Genomic DNA, 14,783 nt, shown 5'->3' on the forward strand with positions numbered 1-14,783 from the left:
TTTAGTAGAAAGACTTAAGGTGGAAAAATCATGAGTATTATCAAACAAGTTATTCGATATATCCCAGGAACACTTATACCTGCTTTATTAACACTTCTTTCGACAATAGTATTTACAAAGATATTAACAACATCTGAATACGGAATTTATATGTTGGGACTTTCGGCTATAAACATATTAACGTCTGTATTCGCAGAATGGTTAAAACAATCGATCGCAAGATATTTACCAGGGGTGGAGGAAGATGATAAGGTAATAAATATAAAAAATTCTATTCTTATTAGTTTATTTTTATTATTAGTTATAATACTAGTTATTTCTTTGTTGTTAACTCCTATATTCTTTTCAAATATTTATTTATATGGAATTATAGTATTTTCTACTATATTTAATATCTTCTACTTTATATTTTTAGTTGTTTTACAGAGCCAATTGAAGGCAGGTATGTACAGTTTATTTAATTTATTACTCTCTGTGCTAAAGTTAATCATTCCGATATTTCTTATTTGGTTATTAGAAAACTCAGCGCAGCAAATACTGGTTGGAAATATGTTAGCTTTAATTATCGTTACTATTCCTATGTTTATGTATATAAAATTTGATCTGCTTAAAGCATTACGATCTTATAATCATTTAGAGACAAACAAGCAAATCAAAGCTTTCTTCTCTTATGGACTCCCAATGCTTATGTTTTTTCTGAGTGCTCAACTTTTGAATTCTGGCGATAGATTTATTATTAGCTTTTTTTATAGTTCAGAGCAGGTAGGGATATATTCTGCAAATTATACTTTAATATATGGAGGTATTGGACTAGTAAGTACACCCTTTATATTAGCCTTGTCCCCTATCATAATGAAATATAAAAAATTAAATGAAAGTTCAAAAGTACAAAATCTTATTTCAAAGATGACAACTTATTATTTGTTAGGAGCAATACCTGTTATAGTTTTGATTTTTTTGATAGGAAATGAAATAGTATCACTTCTTATCAACAATAAATATGCTACTAGTAACCAATTGATAGGTGTTATATCTATAGGATTTGTATTATGGCAATTATCCATATATGGTCATAAAGTGTATGAAGTTTCTGATAAAACGTTCAAGATGATGATTTACTCTATAATTACTGCAGTTGTAAATATCTTTTTGAATCTAATATTTGTCCCAATATTTGGTATAGTGGGGGCTGCTTGGGCGACTTTAATAAGTTATTTACTATATAGTGGGCTTGTATACTACGGATCTCAAAAATTTCTTCCATGGATAATTCCATGGAAAATCTGGATTAATATATTTTTAGCTTTAATTTTGGGGCTTATTGGTATTTATTTAATTACAAAATGTGGTTTTAGCAGTGGAACAATAGTTAATAAGTTAGTTTTATTTATTGTGTACTTAACAATATATATATCATATTTGTTAATGTTTTATTGGAGAAAACTAAAAACATTAGTTAAACAAAGGAATGGAGTATATTAATGTGGTTAGTATTATTTGTCATAATTGTTTTCCTTATTGCAGTCGTCTTTCTGTGGAAAAAAAATCCGTATCATCCTTTGCTGGTTTATGTAGGGATATGGTTGTTGGTTATTGGACTTTGGTGCCTTGATGATATATTCTCCATAATTGGATATATCAAGATCTCTAAGGAAGCATGGTTCAATTTCTTAGTTATACATTTTGCTTTTGCACTAGGAAGTATAACTGCTACTCTTATGCTACTCCATTCACGAAACAAAATTAATATTTCAGTTCTTAACCCTACTCCTACTCCACATAATCCTAACTATTCCAAAAAAGTAGTTTATATATCTTATCTATTTTTTCTGCTAAGTGGTATTGGATATTTAAGCTATATAAGCCTAGTTTTAAAATCCGTAAATTTAGGATCTGGTATTATAGGGGTATTTAGACAGTGGAACTATGAAGTGGCTTATGGTAATTTGGGTCAATTTGGAGGTCTTATGGGTCGATTATATACATTACCACAAATAGCCATACCTTTTAATGTATATATAATATCTTTTATTCCAAAAAACAGAAAAAAAATAATTATTCTTCTTAGCATTGTCGAATTCTTTTTCTTACTGTCCCCTAGGAGAGCTTTATTATTTCAAACAGCTATTTTGGTACTTTTAATATTATTAATCACGAAAAAAATTAGAATCACAATAAAAACGTTCTCATTATCTATGTTTTTATTGTTCTTATTTTCATATTCACAGTTTATGCTGAATAAAAGTATGGGCAATGGTTTGCTTGGAGGGTTGAAAGATATATACGTATATATCACTGGTAACATTCCCTCATTTGAAATATTAATGAATATAAAAAGAGAAGATAATGGCAATATGTCTTTTGCAAATTTTTATAATATATTTAATTCAATAGGATATCATTTTAATAATGTTGATATGAGTATAGCTTTTGTAAATATTCCAATTCCTTTTAATACCGTACCTTATAACTATTATTTTTTAATGGATTTCGGAATTTGGGGATCATTTCTTGTCATATTTTTAGTAGCATATGTCATAACGTATTTATTTTATAAGACGCGTTATTCGAAAGATAGTTTGAATATCCAGAAATTCAGTATTTTATATATATATTGTTATTTGCTGATGGGAGTGATTTTTTCATTTAGAGAGAATGTATGGATTACTTACAATTCTCTTTTCTTAATTACGCTATCACTATTTTTAGCGGTTGTTTTTAAAAAAAATGATAAAAAAAAAGAAAGTAAGGTGGGGGAATAATGCCGCGTGTATTAATAGTGGCGCAAGCTGTTCCACCAAATGGTGGTTCTCATGCTACAAGAATTAAATACTTTATTAAAGAATTAGCTGAGCTAGGATGGGAGATTGAAATATTAACCACAAGAATATATCCTGGAACTCCACTAATTGATAATTCATTACAAGAAAGTATTCCAAGTCACGTGTCTTTTACAAGATCGTTCCCTGGTCCATTACATGCATATGCATATAGAAAAAAACGCTCTGTTTCAGGAACTGTTAAAGGGAGTAAAAAAAAAAGTATGAAAAAGAAGTTGCTTATCCCTGATACTTATATTGAATGGCTTCCAGGAGCATTGGTCGACGTATTTATAAGAAAGAAAATAAAAAAGAAACCCGATATTATATTAAGTTCAGCCGTTCCCTATACATCTCACCTAATCGCACTTTTTATTTCGAAAAAGTGGAAAACTCCTCTAATAGCTGATTATGGCGATCCATGGGTTTACGATCCCGGAAATCCCAGAAAAGGAGTAAGGTATTTAATTGAAAGATTCCTCGAATCTTTAGTTATATCAAACTCAAATATTATTAGCGTAACAACAGATTTGACGAAAGAACTTTATATTGATAAATATAAAGTTGAGCCAAGTAAATTGAAAGTGATTCCCATGGGATATGACAAGGATGATTTTTCTTTACCGGTGCCTCTTGCAAACAATGAAAAAGTTCGTTTTCTATATACTGGAAGATTAGAACCCGAGAGCAGAGATGCAAATTTATTTTTTCTTACATTAAAGAAATTATATGAAAGTGGTCATTTAAGGCAATGTTCATTTGAATTTATTGGAGTGTTTAACAGAGATTTTTTGGATATTGTGAAAAATATGGGACTAGATGATTTGATTAAATTTCATCCATGGATGAATCACAGAGATTGTATGAAGTATTTATGTACCGCTGATTATTTACTACTATTTGGAAATAATAATAATATTCAAGTTCCTGGAAAAACATTTAATTATATTGGTAGTGGAACTCCAATTATATATTTATCTAACTTGAATGGTGAGAAAGATTCAGTTGATGAAATTCTTAAAGAAAGTGGTACAACATATTGGAAAGTTGAAAATAGTCAATCTTCCATTCAGGAAGTTTTATTAGAATTACAATCAAAATTTAGTTATGAAAAACGAAATACGGCCAATGATCTTTTTAGCTGGAAAAATCGAGTTAAAGAATTATCAGAGATTATGGTAAGATTATTATAAAAAAGAGTTTAATCATAGATTTATTCGTTAGTACAATTCGATTTTAAAAGTTATACCTGATTATTAATAACTATTTTTAGAAATAGAGGGATGTTATGAAAGGCATTATCCTAGCAGGCGGCAGTGGCACGCGGCTATACCCATTAACAATGGTTACGAGTAAACAACTACTCCCCGTTTACGACAAACCAATGATCTACTATCCACTTTCCACATTAATGCTAGCGGGCATTAAAGAGATTCTAATTATTTCAACTCCAGAGGACACACCTAGATTTGAAAGCTTATTAGGTGACGGTTCACAAATTGGTATATCTCTACAATACATAGTTCAACCAAGTCCTGACGGTTTAGCTCAGGCTTTTATTTTAGGTGAGTCTTTTATTGGTAACGATTCGGTTGCTATGATCCTTGGCGATAATATCTATTATGGAAATGGAATGCGGAAAATGCTACAACGTGCTTCTTCTAAAGAGCGAGGAGCTACTGTATTTGGTTATCATGTACAAGATCCAGAGCGTTTTGGTGTAGTGGAATTTAATGATGATGGAAAAGTATTGAGCGTGGAAGAAAAACCAACTGAGCCGAAATCTAACTACGCAATTACTGGTCTATATTTCTATGATAATAGAGTTATTGAAATTGCTAAGAATGTTAAGGTCTCTTCACGTGGGGAATTTGAGATTACCTCCATTAATGAAGCTTATTTAAATCTTGGTCAGCTTGATGTGGAACTTCTAGGTCGGGGATTTACCTGGTTAGATACCGGAACTCATCAAAGTCTTGTCGACGCAACTAATTTTGTACGGACTATTGAAGATCATCAAGGAATCAAGATCGCCGCTCCTGAGGAAATTGCATATATTAATGGATGGATTACCAAAGAACATTTGTGGAATTGCGGGGAGAAGTTGAGTAAGACTGGGTATGGTCAATACTTGATGAAGGTAGCTACAGGTAAAATACAATACTAATAACTGAAAGTGTGGCAGCGATGAAAATTACAGAAACCATATTGCAAGGCGTATTAGTCGTTGAGCCAGCTGTTTTTGGGGACCACCGAGGTTGGTTTATGGAGACATATAGCGGAGCTAAGTTTAAAGAGCACAGTATTGAGATGGATTTTGTACAAGATAACCAATCTTACTCTGCAACTAAAGGAACATTACGTGGTTTGCATTATCAATTACATCCTAAAGCACAGACAAAGCTGGTTCGTTGTACACGTGGTGCTATTTTTGATGTAGCCGTAGATATCAGAAAAGGTAGTCCTACTTATAGTAAATGGTTTGGCATTGAACTGAGTGCTGAGAACAAGAAGCAACTGCTTATTCCAAAAGGGTTCGCTCATGGATTCATGACGCTAACAGAAGACGTAGAGGTTCAGTATAAGTGCGATGAGCTTTATGCCCCGGAATGTGATGGTGGTATTCTGTGGAATGATCCTTCTATTGGCATTGAATGGCCTCTTCATATTACACCGGTATTATCTGCCAAAGATGAGAAGGCGCCTTTATTAAAAGAGGCTAATTTGAATTTTTTTTACAATAACTAATAAAGCTAATAGATCGGGAGTGCGTTCATTGAGTAAGCAAAAGATGCTGGTTACGGGTGGTGCCGGATTTATTGGAGGCAACTTCGTACAGTATATGGTAGATAAATATCCGCATTATGATATTGTGAATTTGGATTTGCTAACTTATGCGGGTGATCTAACAAAACATAAGGATATTGAGTCCAAATCCAACTATCGGTTTGTTCAAGCTGATATTGCTGACCGAGAGGCAATATTGTCTCTTTTTGAGTTGGAGAAATTCGATTATGTTGTTCATTTTGCTGCGGAGAGTCATGTGGATCGCTCAATTACTGATCCTGCGATATTCGTTCGTACGAATGTTATGGGGACACAGATACTATTGGATGCAGCTAAAAAATTTGGCATTACTAAATTCCTCCATGTCTCTACGGATGAAGTGTATGGCGAACTCGATTTTGATCCTACTGTATTTTTTACCGAAGAAACACCTTTGCAGCCTAACAGTCCTTATAGTGCTAGTAAAACGGCGTCTGATTTACTAGTCCGTGCGTATTATGAGACCTTTGGTTTACCAATGAACATAACACGCTGCTCGAATAATTACGGCCCGTATCATTTTCCTGAAAAACTGATTCCACTAACCATCTCAAGAGTATTAAACGAAGAGAAGGTTCCTGTATATGGAGATGGAAAAAATATTCGCGACTGGCTCCATGTCTGGGATCACTGTGCGGCCATTGACCTTGTCGTGCACCAAGGAGTATGCGGTGAAGTTTATAATGTAGGTGGTCATAATGAGAGAACTAATCTTGAAGTAGTTAAGACGATTATCAGTACCTTGAGGAAATCTGAAGATTTGATTGAATTTGTAACAGATAGATTAGGACATGATAAACGCTACGCCATTGATCCAACGAAACTTGAGAATTTAGGTTGGAAGCCAACTTATACTTTTGAGACCGGAATTGCGCAGACGATCCAATGGTATATTGATAATGCTGAATGGTGGCAACAAATCCTTAGTAACGAATCGCATAAGTGATTTATGCACGAATTAACGGTTAAGAAAAGAAAAGGTAATTTAATGAATAAAAGATTGGTCCTTTTCGTATGCTTACTATTGTTAATTACTGGTTTCTTCAGTGCAGGCCGCTTCTTAGCTCTATCTGACCCTCCCAAACAATCAGATGTAATCATCGTACTTAGCGGAGGCCAAGGTCGTGTGGAAAAGGCTGCTGAGTTATATAAAGCAGGCTATGCTCCTTATGTAATTCTTTCCAATGCTAAAGAGGCAACGAGTAAATCGGGTGACATGGTCCAAACCGCCCTAGCCTTAGGCATACCCCAGGATGTTATTTATACTGAGAATGTGGCAAAAAGCACTCATCAGAATGCCGAGTACACTCTTCCTATAATGAAAGAATACAGTTTTAAATCTGCGATTGTTGTTTCCTCTGACTTTCACATGCGGAGGGTGAAATTTCTTTTTGGTCGTGTGTACAAAAAATCGGAGATTGAGCTGACGTATGTGGGTCCTGCATCAGGATATAACGCTAAACGCTGGTGGAGTGACCGAAAGAGTAGGGAAACAACGTTCAACGAGTATGTAAAAATGATCGGCAACACCTTTGGTTACAATGGGCCAGAGGCAAAAAGTATTCTTGATCAGATTAAGAACTGGTTTCGTTAATCTCACCAAAGGCTAAATGAGCAACGAGGATTCAAACTTTTCCCCATTGGTAAAGCTTTTTCTTTTGGCTCATCATTTATCTTCACATTTTGTAAAAAGTGGAGAAGTAGCCTCAATAAAAGTTACCAAACCCGAGAAATTTTGACTCATTGATTCAGGGCTGTATTATTGGAGGATATAAGACGATTTTTAGAATTAATATCTCATATTATTCCCTACCCACTTCCACCAACTAATAATTAATCACAAAATAACCCATCCTAACCGTAGCGAACCTGCGGTTTTTTATTTATAATAATTATTATCTGGATTTCATAAAGCGTTCAAAAAATCTATAAAAAGTCGTATTTTCGTGTGATATACTTAACACAGTGTTTTGAGATGTTGTGAAAGTGAATATTATGTAAAATATTCTTTAATATAACTGTACACAGTAATGAATAGAGACTAGGATGGTGAACTATCGATGCACATCGTCGTCGTTGGCCTGAATTATCGTACGGCTCCCGTGGAGGTTAGGGAACAGTTTGCTTTTGCGGAGAGTGATCTTCCGGCAGCGCTTCATCAACTGATGAAGACGAAGGGTGTGCTGGAAGGGGTCGTAGTAGCCACCTGCAACCGTACGGAAATTTATGTGGTCATGGACCGCCTTCATATGGGAGGTTATTTCCTCCGCGGCTTTATGGAGCAGTGGTTTGGAGTGAAAAACGAGCAATTTGCACAGCATATGTATATATATGAAGACGAGCAGGCGATTGCGCATTTGTTCCGCGTGACCTGCGGCCTGGATTCCATGGTGATTGGCGAGACGCAGATCCTGGGACAGGTGCGAAGTTCTTTTCTCACGGCTCAGGCTGAGGGTGTAACTGGAACTTGGTTCAATCGGTTATTTAAACAAGCGGTGACACTCGGCAAGAGAGCACATAGTGAAACGTCAATCGGCGAAAGCGCAGTATCTGTCAGTTATGCGGCAGTGGAGCTGGGCAAGCGGATTTTTGGTATGTTCACTGGTAAAAGAGTGCTGATTCTCGGCGCCGGCAAAATGAGCGAGCTCACTGTAAAGCATTTATATAGTAGTGGTGCGGCTGAGGTGATTGTCGCTAACCGTACGCTGTCACGTGCGATTGAACTGGCAGAGAAGTTCTCGGGTAAGCCGAGCACGATTGAAGATGCGTTAAAAACTCTTAATGAAGTAGATATCGTGATCAGCTCAACGGGAGCTGATGGGTATGTACTTTCGGCAGATCAGGTAGCGAATGCTATGAAGCGTCGCCCTTCGCGGCCGCTTTTTATGATTGATATAGCTGTACCCCGTGATATTGATCCTGCGTCGGCTAATGTGCCAGATGTTTTTTTGTATGATATTGACGATCTGGAGGGCATAGTGGAGAGTAACCTGGAAATGCGCCGGAGTGAAGCTGCGAAGATTGAAGTAATGATCAGCGAGGAAATGGATGAGTTCCAGCTGTGGCTTAAGACGCTTGGCGTAAGACCGGTGATCCGGGCGCTTCAGGATAAGTCGAATGCGATTCATGAGGAAACGATGGAGAGTCTGTTTAATAAGCTGCCTGAGCTGGACGAGCATCAGCGCAAGGTGATTCGTCGTTTGACCAAAAGCATTGTGAACCAGATGATGCATGATCCAATCAATGTAATTAAAGAGATGTCCGGTGGTAAGCAGGGAAATGAAGCGCTTGATTATTTCTCCAAAATCTTTGCGCTACAGGAACAGCTCGAATCCAATTCAGATGGCGGAGATTCCGCCCCGGTTAAGCAGTCTAGTTCCACAGAACGTACTGCCGGTAGCGGCGATTTTTCTGTGCCTAAGACGGTGCTTGCTCCGGCAGGCCTGTTGGGTAGGTGAGTGATATGCAACTGCTGAACGGAATATATGATGCCGCTCTGCTGCTATATGCCCTGAGCCTGCTGTTTGTTTTCTCGGATTGCCTTTATCGCAACCCGAGTGGGAAGCGGTTAGGCACGGGGCTTCTTGTTGTTGTGGGTCTTTTGCAAGCTGCAGGACTCGGGATTCGTTTCTCTCAGGAAAAGGGACTGCCCATTTTCACACCTTATGATTTCTTGTTCTGGTTTGCATTTAGTATTGTGTTGACTTCGCTTGCGGTGGCTTTCACACGTGGAGGGGAGTTTACGATTCTGCTGCTTAGTATGGCTGGATTCTGTGTTTTTCTCCTAAATCGGGTGTGGCTGACGGCGGGGGGACATACGCTTGAGACTTGGAGCTCGGTGTATGGCTGGTTGACAATGCATGTAATTTTGGCCAATTTGAGTTTTGCCGCACTGACACTTGGGACGGTATTTGCAATATTGTACTTATTCCTGCACACCAGACTCAAAAGTAAGCAATGGAGTGACCGAATTCGTCGTTTACCGAACTTAGAGACTACAGATAAATATTCTTACACCGCTATTCTGGTGGGGACTCCTTTGCTGGCAATCTCTCTGGTGGTGGCTAGCTTATCTATTGTTTCTGAGGGACGGACACTATTATTGAAGGATTTAAAAGTACTAACGACACTTATTGGCCTTGGAATTTACATATTTTATATTATATTTAAGAAATCCGGGCGGAAAAGTGGAGTAAGTATGGCTCGCTGGGCGATTTTAGGATATGCTTTTATTATCTTGAATTTTTTGTTGAATTCTTTATCTGGTTTTCACGGTTGGAGCGGGGAGTGAAGAGCATGACTCGGTATTTGCCCATAATGCTGGATTGTGAAAAGCAACAGGTTGTGGTTATTGGCGGTGGTGCCGTGGCTGAACGGAAGGTGAGTGGGCTACTGGAAGCTGGAGCGGTGGTTAAGATGATTAGTCCCTCTTTGACAGATACGCTTGCCTCTCTAGTGAAAAAGGGTCTCATGACCTGGCATGACCGCCCTTATGCTCCCGGAGATCTCCGTGGGGCCTTTCTCGTATATGCAGCCACTAACGATAGAGCAGTTAATGAAGAGGTTGCGCAGGAGTCTAGGCGACTTGGCATTCATGTGAATGTGGCTAGCCATGCGGAAGCGGGGGATTTTATCACGCCCGGAGTTGTACGTAAGGGGCGTTTGACGGTAGCTGTATCTACTTCGGGTGCTGGTCCGCTTGCGGCTGCGAAGATTAAAAGTGTGCTTGAAGAGGCGCTGGATGCGGCGTATGAGCCATATTTGGATTTTATACATACCATGCGAACCCGGATTAAGGAACAAGAATCTTCTGCTGAAGTTCGTGGAAGGCTTTTGCGGAAGCTTGGGACGCTCGATGTGTTGAATGAGATGAAGAATGGTAGCTTTATCGCGTGGAGCCCGGAGGATATAGATGCTTGGATTGCTAGTCATCGGGTAGAGTAAAAGTGCGCGTGGACACTGTGAAGATTACAAAACTAGGTTAGATTAATGATATGAGTAAAAATAGCTACTGGTCGGGATAGTTCGGATTGTGGTATGAGTACGGCAATAGGTAGCTGGGATGGTTGAAAGAGCGGTATAAGTACCGCTGAATTGAGCGAAAGTGGCTGAAATGGTCGAAAGAGGGGCAAAAATACCCCTTAATTGAGTAATAGTCGCCGATAGAGATAAATGAAGGGTATAAATACCCCTGAATTGCACTAAAACGCTCATATCAGCCAAAAGAGGAGTAAAAATACCCCTAAATTGAGCTATAACCGACGAAGGAGCTAAATAAAGGGCAAAAATGCCCTTTAATAGTGCGGAGTAGCTTTTGGTTAGTTTGGATTACAATATACGGTCTATGGTGAAGAGTAAGAGGCAGACGTAATCAGGAGGAATGGACAATGCGTAAGATTATTGTGGGGAGTAGACAGAGTGCGCTTGCGCTGACGCAGACAGGGCACGTGATTGCGGATCTGGAGCGACTGAGCGAGGAGCATGGTTTTGGATTCACTTTTGAAGTGAAAAAGATTGTTACCAAAGGGGACCGCATCCTAGATGTCACCTTGTCCAAGGTAGGCGGCAAAGGGTTGTTCGTGAAGGAAATCGAGCAGGCCATGCTGGAAAAGGAAATCGACATGGCGGTGCACAGTATGAAGGACATGCCCTCCGAGCTGCCGGAGGGGCTGATCAACGGTGCTGTGCCGAAGCGCGTCGATCCGCGCGATGCACTGATCTCTAACGGAGGCGTCTCGCTAGACGAGTTGCCTCAGGGCGCACGCGTAGGCACAAGCAGCCTACGCCGTTCCAGCCAGCTAGCTGCGCTGCGGCCTGATCTGGTCATTGAGCCCGTGCGCGGCAACATTGACTCGCGGTTGGGCAAGCTGGAGAGCGGCGAATACGACGCGATCCTGCTTGCAGCCGCGGGGCTGTCGCGCATGGGCTGGCAGGATCGCGTGAGCGCCTACCTGCCGCCGGAAGTTTGCCTGCCCGCTGTAGGGCAGGGCGCACTCGGCATCGAGTGCCGCGCAGATGACGCCGACCTGCGGAAGCTGCTGGCGTTATACAACGACGCCGATACAGCGTTGACGGTGGCGGCGGAGCGTACGTTCCTTGGCGCGCTGAACGGCGGCTGCCAAGTGCCAATTGGCGCTTATGCGGTGCTTGACGCAGCCGCGGAAGCCACTACTGCGGAGCACAAAATAATCTCCTTAACCGGAATGGTGGGAACACCTGACGGTTCAACGATTTTGAAAGAAACTTGCACTGGGGTAGACCCGGTACAGCTCGGCGAAGAAGTCGCTAAGAAGCTGATTGCAAGAGGAGCGGAGAAGATACTGTCAGACGTTAGGGGATGAGGGGATTGACGGGGAAGGTTTATTTGGTAGGTGCAGGTCCCGGGGACGCAAAGCTGATTACTGTAAAAGGCCTCGAGTGTATTCGAAAAAGCGACGTGCTGGTGTACGATCGGCTGGCAAGTCCTAGATTGCTGAAATGCATGAAGCCCGGCGGCGAGAAGATTTATGTTGGCAAGCTGCCGGATCGCCACACGATGAAGCAGGAAGAGATTAATCAATTGTTAGTTGATCTGGCTTTACAGGGGAAAACAGTGGTGCGGCTGAAGGGTGGGGACCCTACGATTTTTGGCCGCGTAGGTGAAGAAGCGGAGCTGCTGCGCAAAAATGGGATCTATTACGAAATCGTACCGGGTATCACGTCGGCGATCAGCGTACCTGCTTATGCGGGTATACCTGTCACGCACCGCGATCATGCTTCTTCCCTGTCGATTATCACCGGACATGAGAGTCCAGATAAACTGGATCATTCCATTCATTGGGATAAAGTAACGAATGCCACGGGGACGTTAGTGTTCCTGATGGGCGTAGCTAAAATAGGATATATCAGCGCCCAGCTGATCAAGCATGGGCGCCCGCCAGAAACACCAGTGGCGCTGGTGCGTTGGGGTACCCGCGCAGATCAGGAGACGCTGACGGGAACCCTCGCCGATATTGAGGCGAAGGTGAAGGCGGCGGATTTTCAGCCGCCGGCCGTCATCGTCGTTGGCGACGTGGTGCTGCAGCGTGAGCAGCTCAAGTGGGCCGAGGCGATGCCGTTGTTCGGCAAACGCATCGTGGTAACACGGGCTCGCAGCCAAGCGAGCGAGCTGGTGGATATGATTGAGGAACTCGGCGGGGAACCCTACGAGTTCCCGGTGATCGAGACGATCATGCCGGAAGGCGCAGAGAAGAAGGAGAAGATTGCAGCAGCGTTTGGCGCGCTGGAATCGTACGACTGGGTATTCTTCACTAGCCCGAACGGCGTGGAGTTTTTTTGGCGCCACTTGGCGGAGCAGGGGGCGGACATTCGGGGGCTTCACCGGGCAAGGATTGCAGCGGTAGGGCCGGGTACAGCCGCCGCGCTGGCGCAGCGCGGGGTGATTGCTGAGGAGCTTCCGGCGAAGTTTCAGGCGGAAGGTCTGATTGAGAAGTTCGGTCCCCAGCTGCTGCCGGGGCAGAACGTGCTGTTGCCGCGCGGCGATCTGGGGCGCGACTGGCTGCCGGACAAGCTGAGAGAGCTTGGCCTTCAAGTCACAGACGTCGATACCTATGAGACGGTTGTGACGGGTGAGGATGACGACGAGTTGCTGAAGCTGCTGGAGGAGGGGCGCGTTCACGCGGTGACTTTTACCAGTTCTTCAACGGTGCGCAATTTCATCCACATTCTGAAAAGAATGGGGCTCGAAGATCCACTCCCATTGCTAGCTAACGTGAAAATAGCCTGCATCGGGCCATTAACCGAGCAGACTGCCGTGGAAGCGGGGCTTACCCCGGGACTGCTACCTGAAGAAGCAACTATTAATAGTCTGGTGCAGGAACTCTGTCGATGGAATGCGGAGACTAGAATCAATTAGTTTCATAGAAATAGGTGAGCTATAGCCCTATTAATATAAGTAATCTTAGACTGGTTGTAGTTTGTACAATAGAATCTCTTAAATTAAGAATCAATTTCAATTCTAAGTCTTTTCTATTGCACATTCTGCAATGAAATCAGATTGTTAACTAACTGGCAGTTAGACGGGCAAACTATAAATGTCCGTTGTGTCTATATATTTTATTTTCAGGAGGATGAACAAATGAGCTTTCCAATTACACGTCACCGTCGTCTACGCGGTTCTGCTGGAATTCGTGGTATGGTGCGGGAGACAGTACTGAATGTGCTGGATTTTGTACAGCCTATATTTGTGACTTATGGAACAGGTGTGAAGAATGAGATTAGCTCGATGCCGGGCGTGTACCATTTTTCGCTGGATACTTTAAAAGCAGAAGTGGACGAGATTGCCGCACTAGGCATTCCGGCTGTACTGTTATTCGGGATTCCTGAAACGAAGGATGCAATCGGTTCTTCCGGTTTCGCAGAGGATGGAATTGTGCAAGAGGCTACTCGCTTGATCAAGCAGTGGTACCCTGAGCTGTTGGTCGTTGCAGATACCTGCCTTTGTGAATTTACGGATCACGGACATTGCGGGATGGTGCATACGCATACGGTAAATGGTGTGGTACACGGTGATGTCATCAACGATGCATCGCTAGAGCTTTTGACCCGTACGGCGGTATCTCAAGCTAAAGCTGGAGCAGATATTATCGCCCCTTCGAATATGATGGATGGATTCGTACACGCGATTCGTGCGGGACTAGATGAGAATGGCTTTGAGCATGTGCCGATTATGTCGTATTCGGTCAAATATGCTTCGGCATTTTATGGCCCTTTCCGCGAAGCTGCGGATTCAGCACCACAGTTCGGAAATCGCAAAACGTATCAAATGGACCCTGCCAATCTGCGCGAAGCGCTCCGTGAAGCAGAATCCGATGTGCTGGAAGGTGCAGATATGTTAATGGTGAAGCCAGCTCTGGCTTACTTGGACGTGATTCGTACGATCCGCGACCAGTTCGATTTACCTCTCGTGGCTTACAATGTGAGTGGCGAATATTCCATGGTAAAAGCAGCAGCGCTGCAAGGCTGGATTGACGAGCAAGCCGTTGTGCTGGAAATGCTGACTGGCATGAAACGGGCCGGAGCGGATATTATTATTACTTATTTTGCAAAAGATGCTGCGCGCTGGCTGCGTGGTTAATCTATACCTGTGTGACCAAGAAC

General features: G+C 41.8%; 13 protein-coding genes. All 13 read left to right on the forward strand.

Annotation, left to right across the window (positions count from 1 at the left end; genetic code table 11):
• Positions 1–30 precede the first annotated feature (30 nt).
• The 13 genes from NSQ29_RS02325 to hemB all read left to right on the forward strand — a co-directional run bounded on the left by NSQ29_RS02325 (position 31) and on the right by hemB (position 14,760).
• Entirely contained in the window at positions 31–1,482 is a 1,452-nt protein-coding gene (locus NSQ29_RS02325) for a lipopolysaccharide biosynthesis protein (RefSeq protein ID WP_341124301.1), read from the forward strand.
• On the forward strand, positions 1,482–2,762 hold the full coding sequence (locus NSQ29_RS02330) for an O-antigen polymerase (protein WP_341124302.1): 1,281 nt from the start codon (positions 1,482–1,484) through the stop codon (positions 2,760–2,762). The genes NSQ29_RS02325 and NSQ29_RS02330 overlap by 1 nt, the downstream gene beginning before the upstream one ends.
• Complete coding sequence (locus NSQ29_RS02335) at positions 2,762–4,012, forward strand: glycosyltransferase (RefSeq protein WP_341124303.1); 1,251 nt, start codon at positions 2,762–2,764, stop codon at positions 4,010–4,012. Before NSQ29_RS02330 ends, NSQ29_RS02335 begins: the two co-directional genes overlap by 1 nt.
• 95 nt (positions 4,013–4,107) lie before the next feature.
• Positions 4,108–4,986 (forward strand): glucose-1-phosphate thymidylyltransferase RfbA, encoded by an 879-nt coding sequence (rfbA, locus tag NSQ29_RS02340; RefSeq protein ID WP_341124304.1) that lies wholly within the window; start codon positions 4,108–4,110, stop codon positions 4,984–4,986.
• Positions 4,987–5,006: 20 nt separating this feature from the next.
• The gene (gene rfbC, locus NSQ29_RS02345) at positions 5,007–5,567 is read left to right on the forward strand and encodes a dTDP-4-dehydrorhamnose 3,5-epimerase (protein ID WP_341126718.1); all 561 of its coding nucleotides are present in this window, start codon (positions 5,007–5,009) and stop codon (positions 5,565–5,567) included.
• A 28-nt stretch (positions 5,568–5,595) separates the two neighbouring features.
• The gene (gene rfbB / locus NSQ29_RS02350; protein WP_341124305.1) at positions 5,596–6,591 is read left to right on the forward strand and encodes a dTDP-glucose 4,6-dehydratase; all 996 of its coding nucleotides are present in this window, start codon (positions 5,596–5,598) and stop codon (positions 6,589–6,591) included.
• A 3-nt stretch (positions 6,592–6,594) separates the two neighbouring features.
• A complete protein-coding gene (locus tag NSQ29_RS02355; protein ID WP_341124306.1) occupies positions 6,595–7,239 on the forward strand; it encodes a YdcF family protein in 645 nt (214 codons plus the stop codon).
• 466 nt (positions 7,240–7,705) lie between these two features.
• Positions 7,706–9,103: a glutamyl-tRNA reductase gene (hemA, locus tag NSQ29_RS02360; protein WP_341124307.1), complete on the forward strand. Its 1,398-nt coding sequence runs from the start codon at positions 7,706–7,708 to the stop codon at positions 9,101–9,103.
• 5 nt (positions 9,104–9,108) lie between these two features.
• Entirely contained in the window at positions 9,109–9,936 is an 828-nt protein-coding gene (gene ccsA / locus NSQ29_RS02365; RefSeq protein ID WP_341126719.1) for a cytochrome c biogenesis protein CcsA, read from the forward strand.
• 5 nt (positions 9,937–9,941) lie between these two features.
• Positions 9,942–10,589 (forward strand): precorrin-2 dehydrogenase/sirohydrochlorin ferrochelatase family protein, encoded by a 648-nt coding sequence (locus NSQ29_RS02370; protein WP_341124308.1) that lies wholly within the window; start codon positions 9,942–9,944, stop codon positions 10,587–10,589.
• Between the two features lie 443 nt (positions 10,590–11,032).
• Complete coding sequence (hemC, locus tag NSQ29_RS02375; RefSeq protein WP_339266742.1) at positions 11,033–11,986, forward strand: hydroxymethylbilane synthase; 954 nt, start codon at positions 11,033–11,035, stop codon at positions 11,984–11,986.
• 5 nt (positions 11,987–11,991) lie between these two features.
• On the forward strand, positions 11,992–13,539 hold the full coding sequence (gene cobA, locus NSQ29_RS02380; protein WP_076300730.1) for a uroporphyrinogen-III C-methyltransferase: 1,548 nt from the start codon (positions 11,992–11,994) through the stop codon (positions 13,537–13,539).
• Between the two features lie 222 nt (positions 13,540–13,761).
• Positions 13,762–14,760 carry a porphobilinogen synthase gene (gene hemB, locus NSQ29_RS02385; RefSeq protein WP_042191201.1) on the forward strand — a complete coding sequence of 333 codons (999 nt, stop codon included), beginning with the start codon at positions 13,762–13,764 and terminating at the stop codon, positions 14,758–14,760.
• Positions 14,761–14,783 lie beyond the last annotated feature (23 nt).

Origin of the sequence: Paenibacillus sp. FSL F4-0236 (assembly GCF_038000135.1) — a bacterium.
In the GTDB taxonomy this organism is placed as follows: Bacteria; Bacillota; Bacilli; order Paenibacillales; family Paenibacillaceae; genus Paenibacillus_AQ.

Coding starts and splice junctions, on each gene's coding strand:
- NSQ29_RS02325 (WP_341124301.1), top strand. CDS start 31: ATGAGTATTATCAAACAAGTTATTCGATATATCCCAGGAACACTTATA.
- NSQ29_RS02330 (WP_341124302.1), top strand. CDS start 1,482: ATGTGGTTAGTATTATTTGTCATAATTGTTTTCCTTATTGCAGTCGTC.
- NSQ29_RS02335 (WP_341124303.1), top strand. CDS start 2,762: ATGCCGCGTGTATTAATAGTGGCGCAAGCTGTTCCACCAAATGGTGGT.
- rfbA (WP_341124304.1), top strand. CDS start 4,108: ATGAAAGGCATTATCCTAGCAGGCGGCAGTGGCACGCGGCTATACCCA.
- rfbC (WP_341126718.1), top strand. CDS start 5,007: ATGAAAATTACAGAAACCATATTGCAAGGCGTATTAGTCGTTGAGCCA.
- NSQ29_RS02355 (WP_341124306.1), top strand. CDS start 6,595: ATGCACGAATTAACGGTTAAGAAAAGAAAAGGTAATTTAATGAATAAA.
- hemA (WP_341124307.1), top strand. CDS start 7,706: ATGCACATCGTCGTCGTTGGCCTGAATTATCGTACGGCTCCCGTGGAG.
- ccsA (WP_341126719.1), top strand. CDS start 9,109: ATGCAACTGCTGAACGGAATATATGATGCCGCTCTGCTGCTATATGCC.
- NSQ29_RS02370 (WP_341124308.1), top strand. CDS start 9,942: ATGACTCGGTATTTGCCCATAATGCTGGATTGTGAAAAGCAACAGGTT.
- hemC (WP_339266742.1), top strand. CDS start 11,033: ATGCGTAAGATTATTGTGGGGAGTAGACAGAGTGCGCTTGCGCTGACG.
- hemB (WP_042191201.1), top strand. CDS start 13,762: ATGAGCTTTCCAATTACACGTCACCGTCGTCTACGCGGTTCTGCTGGA.